This window comes from Larkinella arboricola (genome assembly GCF_003259745.1).
Classification (GTDB): Bacteria; Bacteroidota; Bacteroidia; order Cytophagales; family Spirosomataceae; genus Larkinella; species Larkinella arboricola.
Genome location: NZ_QLMC01000002.1, coordinates 970,013 through 993,621, shown reverse-complemented (window position 1 = coordinate 993,621; position 23,609 = coordinate 970,013). Strand labels below are relative to the sequence as shown.

Annotated in this window: 12 protein-coding genes and 1 tRNA gene; 7 read left to right on the top strand and 6 right to left on the bottom strand. The window is 53.2% G+C overall.

The genetic code is table 11. The annotated features are described in order from the left end of the window. Window positions 1-38: 38 nt before the first annotated feature. The 3 genes from LX87_RS11195 to LX87_RS11185 are packed head-to-tail and all read right to left on the bottom strand — an operon-like array spanning window position 39 to window position 5,755. Window positions 39-1,472 carry an efflux transporter outer membrane subunit gene (locus tag LX87_RS11195; RefSeq protein WP_111628274.1) on the bottom strand — a complete coding sequence of 478 codons (1,434 nt, stop codon included), beginning with the start codon at window positions 1,470-1,472 and terminating at the stop codon, window positions 39-41. A gap of 17 nt (window positions 1,473-1,489) precedes the next feature. Then, window positions 1,490-4,666, bottom strand: coding sequence for an efflux RND transporter permease subunit (locus LX87_RS11190; RefSeq protein WP_111628273.1), 3,177 nt, complete (start codon window positions 4,664-4,666; stop codon window positions 1,490-1,492). Between the two features lie 51 nt (window positions 4,667-4,717). Continuing rightward, window positions 4,718-5,755 carry an efflux RND transporter periplasmic adaptor subunit gene (locus tag LX87_RS11185; protein WP_229310621.1) on the bottom strand — a complete coding sequence of 346 codons (1,038 nt, stop codon included), beginning with the start codon at window positions 5,753-5,755 and terminating at the stop codon, window positions 4,718-4,720. Between the two features lie 375 nt (window positions 5,756-6,130). Between LX87_RS11185 and LX87_RS11180 the strand changes: the two genes are divergently transcribed. Together LX87_RS11180 and LX87_RS11175 are read left to right on the top strand one after the other, a co-directional pair. Further along, on the top strand, window positions 6,131-7,201 hold the full coding sequence (locus LX87_RS11180) for a sensor histidine kinase (RefSeq protein ID WP_111628272.1): 1,071 nt from the start codon (window positions 6,131-6,133) through the stop codon (window positions 7,199-7,201). A gap of 15 nt (window positions 7,202-7,216) precedes the next feature. Beyond that, entirely contained in the window at window positions 7,217-7,939 is a 723-nt protein-coding gene (locus LX87_RS11175; protein WP_111628271.1) for a LytR/AlgR family response regulator transcription factor, read from the top strand. 4 nt (window positions 7,940-7,943) lie between these two features. Here the strand turns inward: LX87_RS11175 and pdxH are convergent, their stop codons facing one another. Then, a complete protein-coding gene (gene pdxH, locus LX87_RS11170; protein WP_111628270.1) occupies window positions 7,944-8,585 on the bottom strand; it encodes a pyridoxamine 5'-phosphate oxidase in 642 nt (213 codons plus the stop codon). 93 nt (window positions 8,586-8,678) lie between these two features. Between pdxH and LX87_RS11165 the strand changes: the two genes are divergently transcribed. From LX87_RS11165 to LX87_RS11145, 5 genes are all read left to right on the top strand, one after another. Further along, window positions 8,679-10,913 carry a DUF349 domain-containing protein gene (locus LX87_RS11165; protein WP_111628269.1) on the top strand — a complete coding sequence of 745 codons (2,235 nt, stop codon included), beginning with the start codon at window positions 8,679-8,681 and terminating at the stop codon, window positions 10,911-10,913. Window positions 10,914-11,016: 103 nt separating this feature from the next. Next, window positions 11,017-11,089 (top strand) — tRNA-Thr (locus tag LX87_RS11160). A 1,151-nt stretch (window positions 11,090-12,240) separates the two neighbouring features. Next, a complete protein-coding gene (locus tag LX87_RS11155; RefSeq protein WP_111628268.1) occupies window positions 12,241-14,445 on the top strand; it encodes a hypothetical protein in 2,205 nt (734 codons plus the stop codon). A gap of 5 nt (window positions 14,446-14,450) precedes the next feature. Next, window positions 14,451-15,617, top strand: coding sequence for a hypothetical protein (locus LX87_RS11150; protein ID WP_111628267.1), 1,167 nt, complete (start codon window positions 14,451-14,453; stop codon window positions 15,615-15,617). A 365-nt stretch (window positions 15,618-15,982) separates the two neighbouring features. Then, window positions 15,983-17,008: a rod shape-determining protein gene (locus LX87_RS11145; RefSeq protein WP_111628266.1), complete on the top strand. Its 1,026-nt coding sequence runs from the start codon at window positions 15,983-15,985 to the stop codon at window positions 17,006-17,008. A gap of 102 nt (window positions 17,009-17,110) precedes the next feature. Here LX87_RS11145 and LX87_RS11140 read toward each other — a convergent pair whose 3' ends face one another. Both LX87_RS11140 and LX87_RS11135 read right to left on the bottom strand, forming a co-directional pair. Continuing rightward, entirely contained in the window at window positions 17,111-18,112 is a 1,002-nt protein-coding gene (locus LX87_RS11140) for a chemotaxis protein CheB (RefSeq protein ID WP_111628265.1), read from the bottom strand. Window positions 18,113-18,163: 51 nt separating this feature from the next. Then, window positions 18,164-23,074 (bottom strand): PAS domain S-box protein, encoded by a 4,911-nt coding sequence (locus tag LX87_RS11135; RefSeq protein ID WP_111628264.1) that lies wholly within the window; start codon window positions 23,072-23,074, stop codon window positions 18,164-18,166. Window positions 23,075-23,609 lie beyond the last annotated feature (535 nt).

Below are 23,609 nucleotides of genomic sequence, written 5' to 3'. Positions count from 1 at the left end.
AAGCACTTTGACAAATCAAACACGTTCATTTCCGGCTATTACTGCCAGCCGCCACCCAACGCCCGGTATACGCTCACCATGGCACTCAACCGCTGCTGCCGGACCTCGGCCAGCGTGAGTTCGGCCTGTAACACATTGCTTTGGGCGGTAATGACTTCCAGGTAGTTAGCCAGGCCGCTTGCGAAAAGTAACCGGGCGTTGGCAATTGCTTTCTGCAACGTTGCTACCCGCGTAGCCGCAACCTGCTCCTGTTCCTTCAGCTTCTCGACCTGCACCAGCGCATCGGCTACTTCCCGGACGCCGTTGGTAACGGCCTGCCGGAACTGGATAACGGCCTGGTCGTGCTGAATCCGGGCCACTTCGATCTGCGTTTTGAGTTGACGCCGTTGGAAAACCGGTTGTGTCAGTCCACCCGCGACACTATAGAACAGCGATGCCGGAAACATAAACCAGTTGCTGGCCTGAAAAGCGTTGAACCCGCCACTGCCCGAAATCACCAGCGCCGGGTACAAGCTCGCTTCGGCTACTCCAATCCGCGCGTTGGCCGCTACCAGATTCAGTTCGCTGACGCGCACATCCGGACGGTTGGCCAGCAACTGCACCGGAACGCCTACCTGCAACGTGTCGGCCACCGGAACGTTTTCCAACCGGCTGGCGCGGGGAATACCGCCCGGCATATCGCCCAGCAACTGCCGAAGTCCGTTTTCTTCGATGACAATGGCCTGTTCCAGTCGGGAGCGGAGCAGGGCCGCCGTTTGCTGTTGTCCCCGGGCCTGATCGACGGCCAGTTCGGTCACATCGCCACTTTGTTTTTGCAGGCCGATCATGCGCACAATGGAATCGCTGAGCGCGAGGTTGCGCCGGGCAATGTCAAGTTGGGCGTCCAGGAATAACAGGTTGAAATATCCGTTGGCGACGTTGGCAACCAGCGCGGTACGGACGGCTTTGGCCGCTTCAAACGTTTGCAGATAATTGGCTTGCGTTACTTCGTTCTGTCGCCGGATTTTGCCCCAGATGTCCAGTTCCCAGGATACGCCGAGGTTTGCGGAATAATCCTCCAGATGCCGACTGCCGATGAAGTTTTCCAGACTCAACCCGTTCAGGCTGTTTCGGGATGGTGTAATGGTGGACGCTGTAACCTGGGCGTTGACCGAGGGCAGCAAGGCGTAGCGGGTCTGGCGGAGGTAGGCGCTGTTTTCTTCAATCCGCTTGACGGCGATTTGCAAATCGAAATTATTCGTCAGGGCCGTGCTGATGAGTTGCTGTAATTCGGCGTTCTGGAAAAACGTGCGCCAGGGTAGACGGGCGACGGTGTGGGTATCGGTATCGGTTGTTGACACCGAGCGAAACTGATCCGGCACCGCAAGCGTCGGACGCTGGTAGTTGCGTCCAACCTTGCAGGCGGAAAGAGAAAGGACGAGGAAGACAAAGCCCAGTAAGGTGTGCCCGCTCGAAATTCGTATGGATTGCATGGAGTTACTAAATTCGATCAATGATTGGTATACAGTTCTTCGTTAGCCGTCTCCGCTTGTGGAACCGGTTTGCGACCACTGATTTTCTCGTGTAATTTCTGGAAGATGACGTACAGAACCGGCACGATAAAAATGCCCAGCGCCACGCCCGTTAGCATGCCCCCGGCAGTACCGATGCTGATCGAGTGATTGCCTTTGGCCGAAGAACCCGTAGCACCCATCAGCGGAATCAGGCCCACGATGAAGGCAAACGAGGTCATCAGAATGGGACGTAGCCGCAGTTGGGCGGCTTCCAGCGCCGACGCCACCAGCGGCATACCCGCCCGGCGTCGCTGAACGGCGTACTCAACAATCAGGATGGCATTTTTAGCCAGCAAACCGATCAGCATGATCAAGCCGACCTGCACATAAATATTGTTGTCGATGTCCACCAGATTGATGGCCCAGAACACGCCCAGAACACCCGTCGGAACGGACAGGATTACGGCCAGTGGCAAGAGGTAACTTTCGTACTGGGCCGCCAGCAGGAAGTAGATAAACACCAGACTGAGTCCGAAAATAAGCCCGGATTGACTACCCGCCGAAATCTCTTCCCGGGTCATACCCGTCCATTCGTAGGTGAAACCCGTGGGCAGGTGTTTCTGCGCTACTTCCTCCACGGCTTTGATGGCGTCGCCGGAACTATAGCCCCGCCCGGCCTGACCGTTAATGATGACGGCGTTGAACAGGTTGTTGCGGGTTACGGCTTCAGGACCATACACGCGTTTCAGGGATGCAACCGTCGTAATGGGCACCATCTGGCCGGTCACATTTTTGACGTAAATACTGTTGAGCGACGCTGGATCGGTCCGGTACGGACTGTCGGCCTGGGCAATCACGCGGTAAAATTTGCCAAACCGGTTGAAGTCGGAGGCAAACGTGCTGCCGTAATACACCTGCATGGTTTGCAGAATATCGCTGGTCGATAGGCCGAGTTGCTTGGCTTTCTTGGTGTCAATTTCCAGCGAAAACTGGGGCGTTCCCGTATCGAACGTCGTGAAAGCCGCGCCGATTTCGGGGCGCTTGCCTAGCTCTTGGACAAACTTCGTGGCCGTGGCGCTGAGCTTGTCAAGCGGTCCGCCGGTACGGTCCTGCAACACCATCTCAAAACCGTCGACGTTCCCGAAACCCGGAACCGTTGGCAACGTGAAGACATCAATCCGGCCTTCGTTAAACCGTCCCAGTTCGCGGTTTACAGTATCGACTATTTGCGTCAGATCCTGAATAGTACCTCGTTCGGCGTACGGTTTCATATTGATGAACCCTGCTGCGTAGGACGGGCTGGCCGAGTTGGAAATGATGTTGAAACCGTTGATGGCAAAATGCCCCCCAACAGCCGGAATGCGGTGCAGGGCCGCGTCAACTTTGGCCGTTACTTTCTGGGTCCGCTGCAACGAGGCTCCAGCTGGTAGTTTGAGCGAATAAGCGATAAAGCCTTGATCTTCAGACGGAATAAAGCCGGTTGGCGTCGTGCGAATCAGCCAGACGGTGACGGCAATGACGAGCGCCAGCCCGCTGATACCGACCCATTTGTGCCGGATCAGCATCCGGATAACGCCCACATACCGGCCCGTTACGGCCGTAAAGCCCGCGTTGAAAGCCGTGAAAAAGCGGGCCAGGAAGCCCTTCTTTCCCGATGTTTCCTTGTCGTCTGCGTGTTTGTTGGTCAGCAGCAGGGCGCACAGGGCCGGGCTCAGCGTCAGGGCGTTGACCGCCGAAATCAGGATGGCGATGGCCATTGTGAACGCAAACTGCTGATAGAAAACGCCCGCCGGTCCGTCCATGAAACCAACCGGCACAAACACGGCGGCCATAATGAGGGTGATGGATACGATAGCCCCCGAAATTTCCTGCATGGAGCGCAGGGTGGCCGTCCGGGCCGAAACCCGTCCGTCGTTTTCCATCCGGGTATGCACGGCTTCCACCACCAGAATGGCGTCGTCCACCACAATACCGATGGCCAGCACCAATGCAAACAGTGTCAGCAGGTTGATGGTAAAACCGAACAACTGCATGAAAAAGAACGTGCCGACAATGGCAACCGGTACCGCAATGGCCGGAATGAGGGTCGAGCGGAAATCCTGCAAAAACAGGTACACGACGATGAACACCAGAATAAACGCTTCGATCAGCGTGTGCGTCACCTGGTCAATGGATTCGTCGAGGTAAGTTTTCGTGCTATATTCCACCGAGTAGTGAACGCCTTTCGGAAACGCTTTAGCGGCTTTGTTCATGATGCCCAGCATGGCAATCTGAATGTCGTTGGCGTTGGAACCCGCAGCCTGGTAAATGGCAATACCGATGCCCGGTTTCCCGTTGATTTTGGTGTCTCCGCTGTAGGTGAACGACCCAAATTCCAGCCGCGCGACATCTTTCAAAAGAATCGTTGAGCCGTCGGCGTTGGCTTTCAGGACAATCTCGTCGAACTCTTCGGGTTTGCTGAACTTACCCTTGTACTTGATCACGTATTCGAAGGCTTCGCGGCTGCTTTCGCCAATCCGACCGGGGGCGGCTTCCAGGTTTTGCTCCCGAATTGCATTCAGGACTTCCTGCGCCGACAAACCGTAGGCCACCAGTCGGTCGGGTTTCAGCCAGACGCGCATGGCGTAATCTTTTACTCCAAACACCATGACCTGACCCACGCCGTTGACCCGCTGCAATTCCGGGATGATGTTGATCTTGGCGTAATTTTGCAGAAACGTTTCGTCGTAAACGGCCGCATTGCTGGTCAGATCGAAGATCATGATCATGCTGTTCTGCTGCTTCTGGGTGGCAATACCGGCCTGCACCACTTCGGCAGGCAGCAGGCTCGTGGCCTTGGCCACGCGGTTCTGGACGTTGACGGCCGCCAGGTCGGGATTGGTGCCTAGTTTGAAAAAAACGTTGATTGCAACCGAGCCGTCGTTACCCGCCGACGAAGTCATGTAGGTCATGTTTTCGACCCCGTTGATGGATTCTTCCAGGGGTGTTGCTACCGAGCGGGCCACCACTTCGGCGTTGGCACCGGGGTAGGAGGCCGTAACCTGCACACTTGGCGGGGCGATGTCAGGAAACTGGGTGACTGGCATGGTCAGCAGGGAAATCAGGCCCAGAATGACCAATAGAATCGAGATGACCGTTGCCAGAACCGGTCGTTCAATAAATATTTTTAACATGGCGAGAAAGGATCTGTGACGAAAAAAAGTATGATAGGCGCGGAATCGGGCCTACAGGTTTTTCGTCAGTTCGTTCGTTGTTGTTTCTTGTTTCGGAACAATGGGGTCGCCATCCTGAAGCCGGTCCAGACCGTCGCGGACGATGCGCTCACCGGGCCGGACGCCCTCGCGGATCAGGTAAAAATTGCCGCTCTTGCCCAGCAGTTGAATCGGTCGGCTCTGCACTTTGTTGCTGTCGGACAGGGCAAACACAAAGACTTTATCCTGCCGCTCAAATGTCGCTTCCTGCGGGATGGCTACGGCCGACTCGTGTACCTGCGGAATCCGGATGCGGCCCGTAATGCCCGACCGCAACAGGCCGAGTTCGTTGGGGAAAATCGCCCGGAAACTGATGGCACCCATCGCCTTGTCGAACTGCCCGGAAACCAGCTCGATCCGGCCTTTCTGGCTGTACGGCTTATTGTCGGCCAGCAGGAGTTCAACCGGCGGAAGCTGCCGGATTTTGTCGGTCAGGCTGCGGCCCGCCGACTGTTGGGTAAATTGCAGGAAATCCACCTCGCTCATCGAAAAGTACGCAAACACATCCCCAACGTCCGATAGGGTGGTTAACGGCTGGGGTTCGGCCCGACCCACCAGACTGCCCGGTTTGTAGGGTAGCCGACCAATGTAGCCGTTGACGGGGGCTTTGATGACCGTACGGCTCAGGTTGGTTTTGGCCGTGCTGACCATCGCCCTTGCCTGTCCGACCGCGGCTTTGGCGGCTTCATAGACCGACTGGGCCGATTTGAGCTGCACATCCGAAACAACCTTGTTTTCGACCAGTGGACTCAGCCGGGCTACTTCCAGGGCGGCTTTGTCCTGGTTGGCGATGGCCATCATCAGATTGGCTTCGGCGTTGCTGAGTTGCTCGCGGTAGCTGCGTTCGTCGATGCGGAACAGCGGCTGGCCTTTGCGAACGGCGGCCCCCTCGTCTACGTAAATCTGCTCTAGATAGCCTTCTACCTGGGGCCGGATTTCGACGTTCACCTTGCCTTCGAGCGTGGCCGGAAATTCCTGGAAGGTGGTCATCGTGGCCGTTTTTACCTGCACAACAGGTAGGGTTGGTACCTCCGCGGTGGTGGCGGCTTGTTCCGTGGACGAACCACAACCCGCTAAAAGTATAATCGTTAGAATAGATAGCGTCCCGTTAGTCCAGACCTGCTGGCGAATACTCCATTTTTGGGAAACTGCTTGGAAGAGGTGGGGAAATACGTTAAAATGGTGTAGAAAATACCCGGAAAACATTGTTTGCATGACCTTGCCAAAGGGTAATTGGTTGCCTTTAGCCATGCAAAAGTGAAAGGCAATAATGGCCATGACAAGTATAGATGACGTATAAAGGCAAAAGCAGGACGAATGCAATTGGTCATCTATTGTTGTTGGTTTGGACTGGCCGCTGTTATTTTGTTTATCGATTAGTCAACTATGGTACAACGAATTCAGACGTGCCCCCACCAGCGCTGGTTACAGGAAGTCCTGCTGTTTCTGGGTTTTTTTACCCTCAACTCATTGACATCCTGGGAGCTTATCAACTCTAGTTCGCTGTTGGCCCGAGAGTTTTTATACTTCTGTCTGCTGTACGGTCATGCCCAGTTCCAACGGTTTTTTCTGTTACCTAAAGTGCTTGATAGCCAACAAGCCCGGCGGTACGGTTTTTGGGCGGTTGTAACCCTGCTGCTTTTTTCGGTTGTATTGATGTTTGTCAATGACTGGCTTTGTACAGAAGTGTTAAAACCAAATTTTACGCCCGGTCTGATTTACCTGTATACCGTGGCAAGTGCCACAGTAAGTTTACTGTTATTCAATGTCCCTCTATTAGTTAATCGGTTTTACCAGCAACGTCGGCAGCAGGAAGAATTCAAAATGTGTATGCAGGAGATGGAACTGAGTGTGCTGCGCTCTCAACTGAATCCTCATTTTCTGTTCAACACGCTCAATAATCTGTATGGCGTCAGTCTGCACGAACCCGCCCGCACGCCCGACATGATCATGCAGTTGTCTCAGTTGCTGCGGTATCAGCTCAACAGTACACGCCGGACCTGGGTGCCGCTGACCGACGAGCTGGAGTTTCTGACCAGTTACATTTCCCTGGAAACCGAACGCGTTGGCAGCCGTTGCCGGGTGCATTTCAACGGGCCAGATGATCAGGAAGCCACGGGTTATGTGGTGGCGCCGATGATGTTGATGCCCTTCGTTGAAAACGCGTTCAAGCACGGCACGGCGGGTATCAGGGCCTGCGAAGTGAAGGTAGATGTCAGCATCGAAAATGGTCGGCTACGGCTGTATGTGGTCAATACCGTACCAGCCCGGGCCAAAGCGTCAGTGTCAACGGGCGTGGGGCTCGAAAATACGCGCCAGCGGCTGGAAATGCTTTATCCCGGTACACACCAATTGACCATTGAGTCTTCCGCCGATCAGTATACCGTTGAGCTGATCCTGCCTTTGCAGGACCATTCCATCAACTATCCCTTAAATGCCGAACTGGCAGCCGTCTAAGCAACCCCCAACTCTATGGCCGAACCCATCCGCTGCCTGATTGTGGACGACGAAATTGCCGCCCATTACGTTCTGGAAAACTACATCGGACGCGTCGACCGGCTGGTGCTGGCCGGACAATGCTACAATGCGCTGGATGCCATTAATTTTCTGCACCGCGAGCCCGTCGATCTGCTGTTTCTAGATATCAATATGCCCGAACTAAGTGGTCTGGAACTGCTGGGCGCACTGAACCACACGCCCCGTACCATTCTGACGACGGCCTACACGGAGTTTGCGCTCCAGAGCTACGACTACGGCGTTACGGATTACCTGGTCAAACCGATACCGTTTCCCCGGTTTTTGAAAGCCGTTGATAAAGTGCTGAACCTTTCCATCCCGCTTACGGCGTTGCCAGCGGCTCCTGTGTTAACCCCCAAACCCCCGGTCGATTCCATCGTGGTCAAGGTCGATGCGGACTGGGTGCGCGTGCAGTTTGACGAATTGCTATATGCCCAGAGCTGGGGCAATTATGTCAAGCTGTTTTTGCCGGGCCGGATGCTGCTCACGCCCTTGACCACCTCCGAACTGGAAAGCCGTCTGCCCGCCGATCAGTTTATCCGCATTCACAAGTCTTACATTGTCGCCCTTAGCAAAATCGGGCGGCTGAGCGGCAACACGCTGCACATCGGCGAAACCGAATTGCCGGTGGGTATTACCTTCCGACGCGAATTAACCGAGCGGCTTCATAACTCTTAACTTCCTAGGGCGAAAGCCGTTCGATTACCCAGGCTTCGTTTTCTTTCCGGTACAAAACCCGGTCGTGCAGACGGCTGGGACGGCCCTGCCAGAACTCGATGCGGTCGGGGATGAGTCGGTAGCCCCCCCAGTGCGGAGGACGCGGAACGGGTTGATTTTCAAACTGCTGCTCCAGTTCCTGCTGCCGTTGTTCCAGTGCCGCGCGGCTTTCAACCACTGAGCTTTGGTGCGAAACCCAGGCGCCAATCTGGCTTCCCCGCGGACGGCTTTGAAAATAAGCATCGGATTCGTCGGCGGTTACCTTTTCAATGGTACCTTCAATGCGAATCTGCCGTTCCAGTTCCGGATAAAAAAAGGTGAGGCAGGCAAAAGGGTGAGCCGTCAGTTCGCCCCCTTTCCGGCTCTGGTAATTGGTGAAAAACGTAAAGCCTTCTTCATCAACGCCTTTCACCAGCACAATGCGGCCGGAAGGGCGGCCATCCGAGCCTACCGAAGCCAGGTGCATGGCGTTGGGTTCGAGGACGTCTGCACTGAGTGCTTCGGCAAACCAGCGCTGAAATTGAGCGAATGGGCTTGTTAAAACATCCGAGGGGTCTAAACCGTTAAGGGTGTACTCTTTTCGTAGTTCGGCCAGTGGTGACAGCATAAATAGGTGGTTTCGGACCGTTGGGGAATTTGTAAGGAAATATAATCCGCTTTTTTTAGTATTTTTGCAAAAGTAACGATTCCCAAAAATCGTATGGCTAGCGAAGAGCAAGAAATAACTGAACGCAAGGACCAGAATCCGACACCTTCTCCGGAAGTGAAACCGGATACTGAGCCGACTGATGCGGTTGATTCAACCGAAGAAACGACAGGTCAGGCTGAAGAAGAACCCACTGCCCAACCGGCTGATGCCGTGGAAGCGGCTACCGAACCGGAGCAGACGCAGGAACCTGCCGGTATGGTAGGTGCCGAACCGGAACCCGCTGTAGAAGCCGCCGGAGAGGAACCCACCCAAACCGTGGAAGCGGAACCGGTAGCGGAGGCAGAAGCGACGTCTGAACAACCGTCGGCGGTGGAAGAAACCACGCAGGAACCAACAGCCCGGGTGGAAACAGCCCCGGCAGAACCGGCTGGCGAACCCACAGCGGACCCATCGGTTGACCTGGAGATGCATCAGGATCCATCGGAAGCAACCGAAACCGAGCTGGAAGAAGCGGCCCCTTCGGTGGATTATAGTCAGTATACCAAAGCCGACATGGTGGGTGTGCTCGAAAAGCTGCTGGCTTCGCTCAAAAGTGAGACGGCTTCTCCCGCGGATTACCGTCGGGCCGATGAGGTGCTAAAGGAAATTCGTCCGTTGTTCGATCAATCGAAATCCGCCGACCGAACGGCCGCTTTGCAGCGGTATGTTCAGGAAACCGGTTCGGATGAAGGGTTTGAATACCGGCACGATGACGTGGTAAGCCGGTTCGAAAGTCTGTACAAGCAGATCAAGGACCAGAAGAACCAGTACTTCCAGCAACTGGAGAAGGCCAAAGACAATAACTTTAACGTTAAAACCGAACTGTTGCGCCGGTTGCGCGAACTGGTGGAAGCCGACGAAAATAATGCCGGTGACCCAAAAACCAGCTGGAGCGGCTTTAAGCAGATTCAGGACGAGTGGAAGGCGGCTGGCAACGTTTCCTCGCCCCATAACGCGACGCTGTGGGCCACATACCACGCGCTGGTGGATCGATATTACAGCAACCGCAACATCTATTTTGAATTAAAAGAACTCGACCGGAAAAGAAACCAGACCCTGAAAACCGAACTCTGTGAGAAGGTTGAAGCCCTGGTTCAGGCGAATGAAGGCAACCCGGTAACCAAAGCGGTTATCGACGAAGCCAACGCCCTCTTCGAGGAATATAAACACATCGGCCCGGCCCCCAAAGCGGAGCAGGAGGTCCTGTGGCAACGGTTTAAAAAGTCGCTCGATACCTTATATGACCGTCGGCGCGGCCAGAATGAAGAAATCCGGCGGGAAGGAGCCCAGTTGTACGAAGAGAAATCAAAACTGTACGAAGAACTGGTTCCGTTCACCTCGTTTACCTCGAACAGTATCAACGACTGGAACGAGAAAACCCGTGAGGTAATGGCGCTTCAGGATCGCTGGAACGTGATTCGGGGACCCATGCCCCGGGACGAAGGAAAAGAACTGAGCAAGAAGTTCTGGGCTGCCCTGAAGCAGTTTTTTCACCACAAAGGCGAGTTTTTCAAACAGCTTGAGAGCAAACGGGAGCAGAATCTGAAAGCCAAAACCCGGTTGTGCGAGGAGGTGGAAGCCATCCTGGAATCGGATGAAGAGTCGGCGGAGGCTACGCAGAAAGTGATTGAACTGCAACGGCAATGGAAAACCATCGGGCAGGTTCCGGAAAAGTTCAAAGACTCCATTTTTGAACGCTTTAAAGCGGCCTGCGACGGTTTCTTCAATAAAAAACGTTCGCGCAATCAGGCGGTTGAAAAAGAATTTGAGGAAAATCTGGCAAAGAAAATCAGCCTGTGTGAGCGGATTGAAGCCGCAGCAACCAGCGAAAACGCCGATCTGACCCTGCTGAACGAATTCAAGAAAGAGTGGTCACAAATCGGGTACGTGCCGAAAAAGGACATGCAGTCGATTCAGAAGCGCTACATCAATGCCGTCAATTCATTCGTTGGAGCGAGCGGTAAAATCTCATCCCGGGAAAAAGAACGGCTGACGCTCGAAAACGAAGCCGAGCTAATTCGGGAAACGGGTTCGACGCGCGATCTGTATAAAAAAGAGGGTGATATTCGCCGGAGAATGACGACGCTGGAAAACGATATTGCGGTGTATAACAACAATATCGAGTTCTTTAGCCGGTCGAAAGGAGCGGATAAACTGCGGGCTGATATTGACAAGAAAATTCAGGCGGCCCAGAAGCAACTGGATGATCTCAAGCACCAGCTTAAGGTGATTCGGGAAGCTCAGTAAGAAAAAAAATAGCGCTTTTTAGAAAAATAAAGGCGGCTTTGTTTGATTGAAAGGCTAAAAACGCTACCTTTGCACCAGCTTTTCGAAAAAGCCAAACGGAATTGCCTCCATAGCTCAGCTGGTAGAGCAACTGACTTGTAATCAGTAGGTCGTTGGTTCGATCCCGACTGGGGGCTCTTTAAAGCACTTGCGAGAAATCGTAAGTGCTTTTTTGTTTTGGCCCGGCAGCAGGCTTCCCGGTCTAGATCTGCCCCGGCGTGTTGCCTTTACTTCTCTCGTCGATTATCGCCGTATTTACAAGACCCTTCAGGCTGTGGTCAGGGACCATAGGATAAAAGAGACAGGGTTCACCGATTTATTTTGGAATGAATTTTGTGCAGAAAAGGGCAAACGGGATCAGAAGGGCCAATTCCGCATTTCGGATTGGCGTCCGTTATTTTCTTTTTCGCTTGTTCTGATTAGTTTGGTGTGTAAGCAACTGAATCTCAATAACCGATGTCGTTCAGGGATGTGAAGTCTGGGGTGTATGATGATCTTTTCGGCCGGTTTAGTAACAATTAGTGAACGGCCTTGGAAGCCGCTACTTTTGGGTAGTTCGGGGGTTAAGACAAAATACTCATCCGAAAACAGCCGACAAAGAATATTTATGCCTACGTTGCTTCGTCAAGAAATCTTCGATAACTTTCGCAAGTGAAACGCCCGGTATTTACGGTCCAACGAAAAGATTCGCCTGTTGAACAGACGGATTCATCGCATGAACCAGAAACTTTTTGTCCGACAATTGCCAGCTATAATTAGGTAGTACTCACACGGATACATTTATATAAAAAGGGGCTGCGGGGGTGGATTGGATGCTGATTCGTTTTACACCGTATAGTCCGTAAAATTGCTTAATGAAGTATCGGGTGCGTGTGGATGTGCTGGAGTGCTTAAAATCTGCGTGGACCATGACCCAAACCGCTTCTTGAACAATTCAACTAAATTATGCAGGCCATCTTGTACAAGCCTAAAACTAGTTGCCAGGTTGACAATACTCGCTCTAATTTCCGCAGCCGGCGGTCAACGCTGGTCATTCAGCGGTCTGATAATCAAGTGTATAACCATGTGTTGCTCAGTAGGTAGGCCAACGGTTGAAATCCGCCGGTTTCAGACCGTTGCGGGGTGTTTGGTCATCCAGGCCGAATATTGCCGAATTTGCACTAAATTATTAATCCGATACAGTTAACTTTAAACAACGTTAATGAAAAATTCAGTAACCGTACGCAGTTTTCGTTTTTAGCCTACCTGTCCTACTTTTAACCAGGTTTTTACTCTAATCAAAACTAATATGACCTCATCTTTTACCCGGGAACAGCAAATCAACTCGATTATTGGAAAACGACAGGCTTTAGCGAAAAAGTTAAATAACATCAGACAACAACTGACTTCTTTGAATGCGGCCATCGACGTGATGGAGCAGCGACGCGAAGAAATCTTTAACTCGACCAACAACGAAACCGTTCGATTTCGCTTATTAAGCATTGAGCTTGACCGGCTTCGGCAGAGTATCATTTCAGAAGAGCAGAACATTACCCGATACCACTCCCGTTTTGCCCGCAAAACGCTCAACATTGGCGTTGTTGGTTTGGCCCGACAGGGAAAAAGCCGACTCCTTCACAGCCTGTCCGGACTGGACAGTAACGCGATTCCTGCCGGTCCTTTCGGACATTGTACGGGCGCGCGCAGCACGATCGTGCACAATCCCGCCCTGGACCCGCGCGGAGAAATCTATTTTTATACGAAAGACGAATTTGTCCGTAACGTTATCGCTCCGTATTACAGTGAGTTACTGGACTCTTCGCCCCCTCCGGCAACGCTGGACGAGTTTGAAAGCCGGCCCCTGCCAACCCTGCCCATTGAGAAGCAGCAGAGTGTAAGCGCCCGCGTTAAATACGCCCAGCTGGAGCTATACAAAAACCACCTGGCGGATTATAAGCCACTCCTTTCGCAAACGTCGCCGAAATACGTGCCGATTGATACCGTGCGCGAGTATATCGCACAGGATGATTCGGCCGGGCAGCGCGTATTTTTCAATTACCTGGCCGTTCGGGAAGCGCGCGTCATCTGTACATTTCCGCACGAAAACGTTGGCGATATTGCATTCATTGACATGCCCGGGTTGGGTGATACGGGTCTGGTGGCGGAAAACTGGCTGCTTAGCGCCCTGAGCAATGATGTTGATATTGTTCTGTTTGTTAAAAAACCGTCCGGTCTGGGTGAAGTCTGGAAACCCCAGGAAATCGACCTGTACGACACCACACGGGGCGTATTCCCCGAATTACCGCTGGAAATGTGGTCGTTTCTGGTGATGAATCACGTTCGTTCCTCGTCACCGAACGAAGACAACCTGCGGAACTGCGAACGCTTGCTGGGTGAGAAATCCGAACAACTGAAGTTTGCCGGCTCGGTGATTGCCGACTGCTCCAGCCCCGATGAGGTGAAGGAACGGGTGCTTCAGAACGTGCTGGATTACCTGACGCAGAACATCGAGCGGATTGACCATTTATACGTAAATTCCCTGTATGATCGGTTAAGGGGGTTACAAAGCCAGGTGAAGGCCGAGATGCAGAAGGCCAAAGAGGCTCTCGGTACGGTTTCGGAATCGACGCCGTTTAACTTCAACAGCTTTAACCGCCTGTTCCGGGATGTCATCAAGCGAGTTTACAGCGGTTTTGAGCAGTTAATAAAAGAATTGCGCGATCAGCGTGAAATCCCGGATGCCTCGTTTCAGGAGTACGTCTCCAGAGCGCAGGAAAATGCGTATGCCGATTCGGGCATTCCCAGCATCGAGCAGATTGAAGATACCCGGAACTTACTCGGGGGGTATAAATCCGCCTGTGAATACTACCTTAACTACAACCGGACTCACCTGACCCAGCATTTTGAGAGCCTGGAAGAAGGGTTAAGCCGTTCGGTTGAATCGGTGAAAGTACAACTGGCGGAAGTATTGCGAAATGCCTACCAGGGGCGACTGAATCACCTGAGCTCCAACATCGGGACCTCATTTTTGCGGGATGTAACGACCCAGTTGGGGGATCAGTACCCGGCTCTGCATCCTGCTTTTGAAATGCTGATCGACTTTAAACTTTCGTACCAGGGCTTTTTCTACTACCGACTGCGCCGGCACCTCGATTACCTGACGCCCGATACCGGAATGGCGGAACTGAGCGTGAAGCCGACCGCCAAGGAAATCCAGGATCTGCTGATTGCAATGCACAAAATCGTACTGGAAAACCTGAAGGATGAGTTACTGTACTGGCCGATTGAAATCAATCACGCCATTTTTGCCATGATCGAACAATTTGTCGATAAAGTACTGCGGTCTGAAAATGCACTGGATGAGTGGCAATCTTTTTATATAGAAAACCGCGCCAAGGTGTGGCCAGAGAATTTTCAGGAGCTATCGGTTAATAATGGGTTAAGATGGCAATGGCTAGAAATCACTGAGCGTCTGAGTACCATAAACAAATCCATTTTAACATTCGAAAGTTAACGATTATGCTTACAGAATTTAACATCACCGTACTTGGATCAGCGCGCGCCGGTAAGACTAGTCTGCTTTCGTCGATATATAACCAGTTTTCGCAGGTTATTGGAGAAGAAAGCGATCTCGAAATCAAGCCGGTAGGTGAGGCCGATGCCCAGTTGGAAAAGCAGGTGGCCGATTTGCAGAGCGCGTTTAGCAGCGGTACGCAAATGCCGCTGAACAATGCCGATGTCGTTCCGGCAACCACAATCGTTGGTGAAAAAAGCATCACCAAAATCGATTATGACTATAACTTTGCCCGGAAAAATAACAAATACCGAAACGGGTCCAGTAAAAACGGCCTGCCCGATCTGAAGCAGCTTTTCAACCTGGGGCAGAAGAATAAAAAGCCAAAAGTTATTCTGGGTAAGAACGGGTCAACGGATATCGGTTACCGCTTCAACCTGGGGCAGAAGAATAAAAAACCGAAAGTGCAGCTGGTTCTCCGGGATTATCCCGGAGAGCAGATACTGGACAATTCCAAAGAAGTGATTTACCGCATTCGCGAATGCGCCGTCACGATGATTACCATCGATACCCCGGCCCTGATGGTGGAAGGGGAGCGGTCGCTTTCCTGGGCGTTTCATAAAGACCGGAATCTGCTCGAAAAAGGCAAAAACAGCAGCAGTATGCAGGCGATTTTTCAGGAAGCCTATAAGGGGCTGAAAGAAAAAAAGCTGGTGATTCTGGTGCCGGTGAAATGTGAAAAGTGGATGAAAGACGCGGCTTCTGCCAACCAGTTGCTGGACCGGATCAAAACCGGGTACAAAAGCCTGCTCGATCTGTTTGCCAGCGAGGAAATGCAGGACAATGTAGCGGTGGTGGTAACGCCCGTCGAAACCATGGGGAATGTGGTGTACGCGTACATGGATAAATCGGACAGCTACTCCCCACAGTTTATGAAACGCGGCATTGCGGCCCAGTTTGACCCCCGTTATTGCGATCAGCCGTTGCGGTATATCTTACGGTTTGTGCTCAAACGGTTTCTGGAAAGCCCGGGGTTCTGGTTTGAATGGTTTGGAAACGACAAGCCCTTTCTGAACGCCATTGACGACTTTGCCAGAGGCTGTAAGTCCGATCCGTCTCTGGGCATTCAAACCAACGGTTTTACGATCATTCAGGGCGGGCAGTTGTTATAACGTCGGGAAAACCGTCTTCATTTCCATTTGAATCAGCAGTAACTATGAATTAATGGTATACGTGGTCTGGACTGAAAAGAGAGATCGAATAGGTTTGTGGCGGCCCAAACTGAAACACAGGAGCGACGCTTTCGGTTTTCAGATTTGAAGGCTGGCCTGAATGGATCGCATTTTTCAGACCGTACTGATTATAACCGGGTAACGAACCGACCCGTCAGCGTTTCCGTCAGGCATCACTTTTTTTGTGAGTAGAGCTTGTTTGTATAGCTTAAAACAAGTTGAAGGTATCTTCGCTATATTGATACGTTTTTTCTGCCGCTTACGCCAACTACTTATCAATTTCCTACGAAGGAGGGGTCATCTACATGGGGTTCTTTAACTTTTTATCCAGTGACATTGCAATTGACCTCGGCACGGCCAATACATTAATTATTCATAACAACGAAATTGTTGTGGATGAACCGTCTATCATTGCTATCCATAAAGTGAGTGGCAGTGTGTTGGCAATCGGGCATAAAGCGATGCAGATGCACGAGAAGACCAACGAAAACATTAAGACGCTGCGTCCCTTAAAAGATGGCGTCATTGCCGACTTTACGGCGGCAGAATTGATGATTCGGGGACTGGTGAAAATGATTGGCAACGGCAGTAAATTATTTGCTCCGGCTCACCGCATGGTGGTTTCTGTTCCCTCGGGAATCACGGAAGTGGAAAAACGGGCGGTTAAGGATTCGTGCGAACACGCGGGGGCCAAAGAAGTTTTTATGGTGTATGAGCCCCTGGCCGCAGCCATCGGAATCGGAATTGATATTACCAAGCCCAATGGTACAATGGTGGTCGATATTGGCGGAGGAACCACTGAGATTGCCGTCGTGGCCCTGTCGGGCATTATCTGCGAACAATCCATCCGGACGGCGGGTGATGTTTTCACGAGCGACATTGTAGATTACATGCGCCGGGAGCATAATCTGCTGATTGGGGAGCGGTCGGCTGAGCAAATTAAAATAGGCGTGGGTTCGGCGTTGCCCGAACTGGACAATCCGCCACCGGATTATGAAGTACGGGGCCGGGATCTGATGACCGGTATTCCGAAAGAAATCAAGGTTACCTACAGCGAAATTGCCTATTCAATTGATAAGTCGGTTTCCAAAATTGAGGAAGCCGTGATGAAAGCCCTGGAAAATACCCCGCCGGAACTGGCGTCGGATATTTTTGCCAACGGGATTCATCTGACGGGCGGTGGGGCCATGCTGCACGGTCTGGACAAGCGCCTAAGCGCCAAAACGCAGCTCCCCATTCATGTAGCCAGCGATCCTCTGAAAGCGGTTGTGAAGGGCACGGGTGAGGTCATTAAAAATCTTGAGCTGTACAGATCCCTGCTGATGGGATAAATCAAACAAGCCCGCGCTTTAAAAAAGTTTTTCCAGAGAATACCGCCTTTTGCCCGTCAGGCGCTGAATCGGTTCGGCTGCAAATGGATGTAGGATAAACCGTCAGCTATCAAATTTGTGCTGCTCAAAGATGAAATTCCGGAGAACGTCAGACCGTTTACGGGTTTCTTTGGCTTTCGCAAAGTATTCCTGAGCCGTCTCGTTGTTTCCTTCCGACAGCACTTTGCCCGATTGCTCGAGCAGGATGATGGTTTCCTCCAGCGATTTTACCGACTTCCACAGATTTTCTTCGACGGTTTTACTTACTTCCGCCAAAAGCGAACTGGCCGTGAAGGCATGGCCGGTATGGCAACGATACCGGATAATCTTGCCTTCTTTAATGCTCACCAGGCTGCCATTGCATTCCGGGCAGGTGAGGGGCGTCAGGGCGCCCATGTCCAGGATTCCCATATTGAAAGCATTGTCTTGAGCCGCAATGTTAATCTCGGCTTCCAGTCGGCTGGCTTCTTCTTCTTCGATTACGGGTTGCTCGGGTGCCGGTTGTTGCGTCAGCTCAACCAGGAGTTCAGCCATTTCGGACATCGGGACGATATGATCGACTTCAACGTACTCCAGCACGCTGCGGGGCATACTGGCGTACAGAGCATCTTCGGGAGACTGAATGATTCCCAGCCCGCCCAACCGTTTCACGGTCCACAAGCCCGAGGTGCCGTCATCCAGGAGTCCCGTCAGAACGACTCCGATCACACGCGAGCCGTAGCGGTAAGCCGCCGAGCGGAACAGCGCATCAATCGAAGGCCGGAAGCGGTTTTCTTTCGGGCCTTTTTTGACAATAACCTGGTCGTATTCAATCAATAAGTGGTGATCGGGCGGAGCCACGTAAATATGTCCGGGCTGAACCAGTTCACCGTCTTCCGGATGGTGGACTGGCAGATAACCTACGTGTTCCAGAATTTTGGGCAGCAGGCTGGGAGCGTGGGGCGACACGTGCTGTACAATAAAGATCGACGCGCCGAAGTCGGCTGGTAAACCGGCCACGAGTTCTTTCAACGCATAAACGCCACCCGCCGATGCGCCAATAACAATAATATCCCGTTTTGCCATAGCTTTTTTATGATAACTCTGCCCGGCCGGTGATGTTTAATTTAGGGCAAATCAATCGGCTGAGCCAGCGCTGTACCGGCGCGGCCAGGTAATCCGGAAAACCGTCCCGGTTCCCAATTCGCTTTCCACCTCCAGTTGAGCCGACAGCAGATTACAAAGCTGCCGGACAATCGACAGACCAATGCCTTCTCCGGTATTGTCCGAAACCGCTTTGGAAGCGGGCCGGGAAGAATCGTCGGAAGGGCTACCGGAAGGCCGCCGGAACGATTCCAGCACGTCTTCAGGGATGCCCGGACCGGTATCCTCGACCATCAACGTCCATTGATTTTCCGAATCAGCGCCCTGCCAGCGAACCGTTATGCCCCCCTGCCGGGTGTACTTGATGGCATTGAGTACCAGATTCTGAACAATGCGCTCAATTTTCAGAGAATCACCTTCTACCAACAGCGGAGTGGTGCCTTCGGTCCGGAACCAGAGCCCTTTTTCGGTTACCAGCGGCTCTACGGTTTCGCTCTGGTTTTGAATCAGTTGAGCCACGTCGAAAGTGGTAAGCTGGACAGTTTCCTGACCGGATTCCAGCCGGGCGTAATCCAGGAGTTGGGTCAGCATCCGGGTGGCCTGGCGCATGTTCCGTTGCAGCATTTCGAACATTTTGGCGCGTTCTTCCTCCGAGGAAACCATCGTCAGCAGCGAAGCCGCGCCCGAAATCACGCCGAAGTTACCGCGCAGATCGTGGGAGGTTTCCCGCAGGAACTGCCCGCGCTGGCGAATATGTTGGCGCAGTTCTTCCAGCGTGTTCAGGGATTGGTTGGAGGCCCGGAGTTCTTCGAGCCAGTGGTCCTGCTGTCTTTCGGCTCGTTTGAGGGCGGTAATATCGAGGCCCGTCACCACAACGCCCCCGTCGAAGCGGGTAGCGGATACAGCCGTCCACCCCTCCGAATCGCCGGTGGGCGAATGCTCTTCGTAAAACGGTTCGCCGGTCAGCCGGATTTGTTTGAGCCGTTCCAGGGTCTGCTCCCGCCAGAGCAGGCTGGCGATCTGCTCCACCGGCAGGCCAATCAGTTCCTGGGCCGGTGCTTGCTGCAAATCGGCGAATTTATGGTTGCAGACGGCCAGCCGGAAGTCTACTACCTGATCGGGGTTGTCGTTCTCGAAAACGGCCTTAAGGTAGGCGATCCAGGCGGGGGAGCTATCGAGTATGGCTTGTAAATTTTCCGTCAGTTCCTGAAGCTGGGTAATGTCGCGGGCGATGGCCAGCACGCTTTGCACCGTGCCATCGCTGTCCGGTTCGGGCACCATGCGGGAAAAATACAGCGTTAAACCGTTGGGAGTCGGAAACGAGTTATAATGTTCCTGCGGTTTGCCGGTGGCGAAAACCTGTTTCAGCTTGTCCATGTAAGGGACCGCAATGGAGTCGGGCTGGCCCATTTCCTGATTGGTTTTGCCGAGCAGGTCTGAAAGCGGAGTGCCGGTTTTGGCCTCAAAAGCCGTGTTGGCAAAGAGCAGTTTTAACTCTTTATTCCAGCGGGTGATAATATCCGGGGTGTTTTCAACCAGGGTACGGAATTCTTCTCCGCTTTTACGCAATTTTTCCTGGGTCAGCATCACATCCGTAATATCCTGCTTGAAGCCCACCACTTTGAAAGGCTGGCCGTTTCCGTCCCGAATGATTTCGCCCCGGACGTACAGATAACGCATTTGCCCATCGGATCGGAAAATTCGGCGAACGTATTCAAACGGCAGGCCGTCCTGCATGGCCTGTTCAAGGTGCGCATGGGTGGGAGCCAGGTCATCCGGATGGGTATGCGCGTCAATAAAATTCAGGGTAAGCTCTACGCTATGGGGCTTATACCCAAACAGCCGGTACAGTTCGTCCGATGCCAGCATGGTTGGGCTGGCAAGTTCCCGTTCGTAACTGCCGATGCGGGCAATCATCTCGGTCTGATTGAGCAGGGTATTGGCTTCGGCCAACTCGTAGGTTCGTTGCTGCACCCGCCGATCCAGTTCCTGATTCAGTTCTTTTTGCAAATGAACGTCCGCGCAGGTGCCGATGTATCCGTTGAAAACCCCGTCGGGCGAAAACGTGGGCTGGGCCTGTTCAAGCATCCAGCGGTATTCGCCATCGCTGCGCAGCAGACGGTATTCGGTGGTGAACGGCTGGCGGTCGGCAAAGCGGGCGTGGTAGGTGGCCAGATACTGCACGCGGTCGTTGGGGTGAATGCCCTGGGCCCAGCCCTGTCCTACTTCCTCCTCCAGCGTACGGCCCGTGTAGTTGAGCCAGGCCCGATTCAGGTAGGTATACCGCCGGTCGACACTGGCTACCCAGGTCAGGGCGGGTGAATTGTCGACGATGGCGTGGAACCAGGCTTCGCGTTCCTGCGACAGCCGTTGGGCCCGGCGGTGCTCGGTAATTTCCTCAATGGCCATCAGAATGGCTTCCTTTCGCTGCTGACGGACCACCCGCCGGGCGTTGAGCAGCAGCACTTTCTCCTGACCGTTTGGTAAGACGTACATAAACTCAAACCCCTGAATCTGAATGTCCTGGGTTATGACACCCGCCAGCCGTTCGCGCAACCGGGCGCTGTCCCACTGCCGGCCATTTAGCTCGTACAGCAGACGGCCCTCAACATCCTCCCGCCGAACGTCAAACATTTCGTAAAAGGTCGAGTTGGCACTCCGCACGCGCAGGTCGGCGTCCAGCACAAGCGTGGCTTCGCGCAGGGTGGCAAAAATGGCTTCGGCAAACTCGTAGGCTTCCGAAAGCTGCTCGTTTCGGACCTGGAGTTCCTGGTTGATCGTCAGCAGTTCTTCATTGGTCGATTCGATTTCTTCCTTACTGGTTTCCAGTTCTTCATTAATGCTCTGCAATTCTTCGTTGCTGCTGACGATTTCTTCGTTGGCCGACTGCAACTCTTCGTTGCCCGCTTCCTGTTCCTCGATCAGCGAATGCATGTCGCGTCGGACGTTCGCCAGTTCCTCTTCCAGTTCTTTAATCCGGCGGTTGCGCGCCTTTACAGGGCCGGTTTCGGGAGCCACCGGTGCGCTGGTTTCCTGAAAAACAATCAGAAACAACCGGTCTTCGCTGTCGCTTTCGAGCGGAGCCGCTTCGATGGCAACGTAGTGCGTGGTGCCGCCTGCTTTCATTTCCAGCCCGTTTTTACGGACGGGTTGCCCCGATTTGAGCACCTTGTGAACGGCATTGCGCAACTCGAACGACAGCGAAGGCCGGGCCATTTTGAGCAGGTTCAGACTGGCCCGGCCTTGGGTATGCTCCAGGTACAAAGCCGTTGATCCGCGAAAGCTCAGAATGTCCAGATCCTGATTAACGACCACACTGGCCGGTACATACTGGTTAAGCAGCAGGGCATCAATCCGCTGTTCGAGGTCGTTGACGGGCAAAGCGGGCGGGCGGGCGGACGAAACCCGCCGGGATACCGGCGGGGCCGGGCTGACCTCGATGGTGCGGGGCTGGAGTTCAAAACTAGCCCGCCGGGCCACATCGTTTTTACGGGCAAAAATTTTATAGGCTTTTTCGACGGGTGTAAACAGGGAGGCCGACGAACCCACGGTTTCGGACTTGCCCAGCAACAAATACCCCCGCGGATTGAGTCCGTAATGGAACATGGTCAGAGCCCGGCGTTGCAGACTGCCGTTGAGATAAATCAGTAAATTCCGGCAACTCACCAGATCGACCCGCGAAAAGGGAGGGTCCTTGAAGATGTTGTGGGGCGCAAAGACGCAGAGGTCGCGGATGGATTTGTTGATCCGGTATTGGTCGTCCTGCTTGGTAAAAAAACGGTGGAGCCGCCGGGGCGATACGTCCATAATTTCCGAGCGGGAGTAGCTGCCCAGCCGGGCCTTGGCAATGGCGCTTTCGCTCAGATCCGTAGCAAAAATCTGAATAACCATCGACGAGGCCCGTTCGCCAAGGACTTCCATCAGCAGCATGGCCAGCGAATAAGCTTCCTGCCCCGTCGAGCAGGCCGGTACCCAGATGCGCAGGGGTTCACCTTCGTTGTTTTCGGCGATCATGCGCGGGAACAGGACCTTCTTGAGGTACTCCATTACTTCGGCATCGCGGAAAAACGAGGTTACATTGATCAGCAGGTCGCTATACAGCAGGTTGGCTTCCTGAGGTTGCTGCCGAAGGTACTGGGCATAATCTTTCAGGGTTTCCAGTTTGTAGAGTAACATCCGCCGGATGATCCGGCGCCGGATGGTGGTTACTTTATACTGACTGAAATCGACGCCGACAGCCTTCCGCAGAAAGGTCAGGATGGGTTTGAGTTCTTCATCGGGGGGCAGGCTTTCCTCACCCTCTTCGGCCTGAGCCGTCGACTGAAAAATATCCGGCTGCTGGCTGAGTCGCTCCAGCTCGCTGGCGATCTGATGGGGGGGCAGCACCAGATCCACCACGCCTTCGGCAATGGCCGAACGGGGCATACCCTGATAAAGGGCCGTATGGTCCTGCGCAATCGTAATGCCCCCGGCTTCTTTAATGGCTTTTAGCCCCTGCGTTCCGTCGCCATCCAGCCCGGATAGGATGACGCCGATGCCGGTAGCTTTCTGGCGGGTGGCCAGCGAAACAAAAAACCTGTCGACCGGCATGTGAGCCACTTCCTCTTCGATGCCCGTGCTTTGCTGCCGGGCGAAGTGCGTCAGCAGGCCGTCGATAATTTCCATGTCTTTACCGGGCGGGACAACGTAAAGATGGTTTGGGAGGATCCGTTCCAGATCCCCGGCTTCGACCACCGGAATCCGGCTTACCTCATTGAGAATATCACTAATCTTATGTTTTGCATTCGGGTCCGGGTGCTGCACATACACAAAAGCAAAACCCGTTGTGGGCGTTAATTCCGCCAATAGGACCGACAAAGCTTCGAGTCCCCCCATGGATGCTCCAATGGCCACGACTGGAACGGGTTGATCGAGAGTCTCCTGAAGCGATTTTCGTTTGGCCATAAGTTACTGCGTAAAGTTCATACACAAAAGGATTGCTTTTCCCGGCCGGACTTGACAAGTCCGCACGCGTGTCGGCCCATCAGGATGGCTAGCTACTGGCAAGACTTTATAAAACGGTTACCGTTGCTACTATACGATTCATTCAGGAACCGTAACGTTGGCCCACTGGCAAACGCGGTTCATGCTAAATAAACAAAAAACGACTCGAAGTTACCATTAAAATCAGTCTTTGGTCAAGTTGAAATTTTAGCGTCTGTGCACTTTGCGGGTGGAGTTTGTCATTGCGGCAGTCAATTTCAGGAAGGGCGTAGAGCGTCTGTGGTAGAACCCTTCAAACCGGTTCTAGCTATACAGCCAAAGCGAGCGTCCTGGTAACTATCTTGGAGAAAATAGAAACAATGATGGGTGCCGGATGGGAAAGGCGGTGTATGAACGGGTGAATTATTCTTCAGACATCTGTTCGTTACGGCACAAAAGTTGTGTATAGCTTCTCAACCGTAACTTTTTCACCTGGTACTCATGAACCACTGTATTG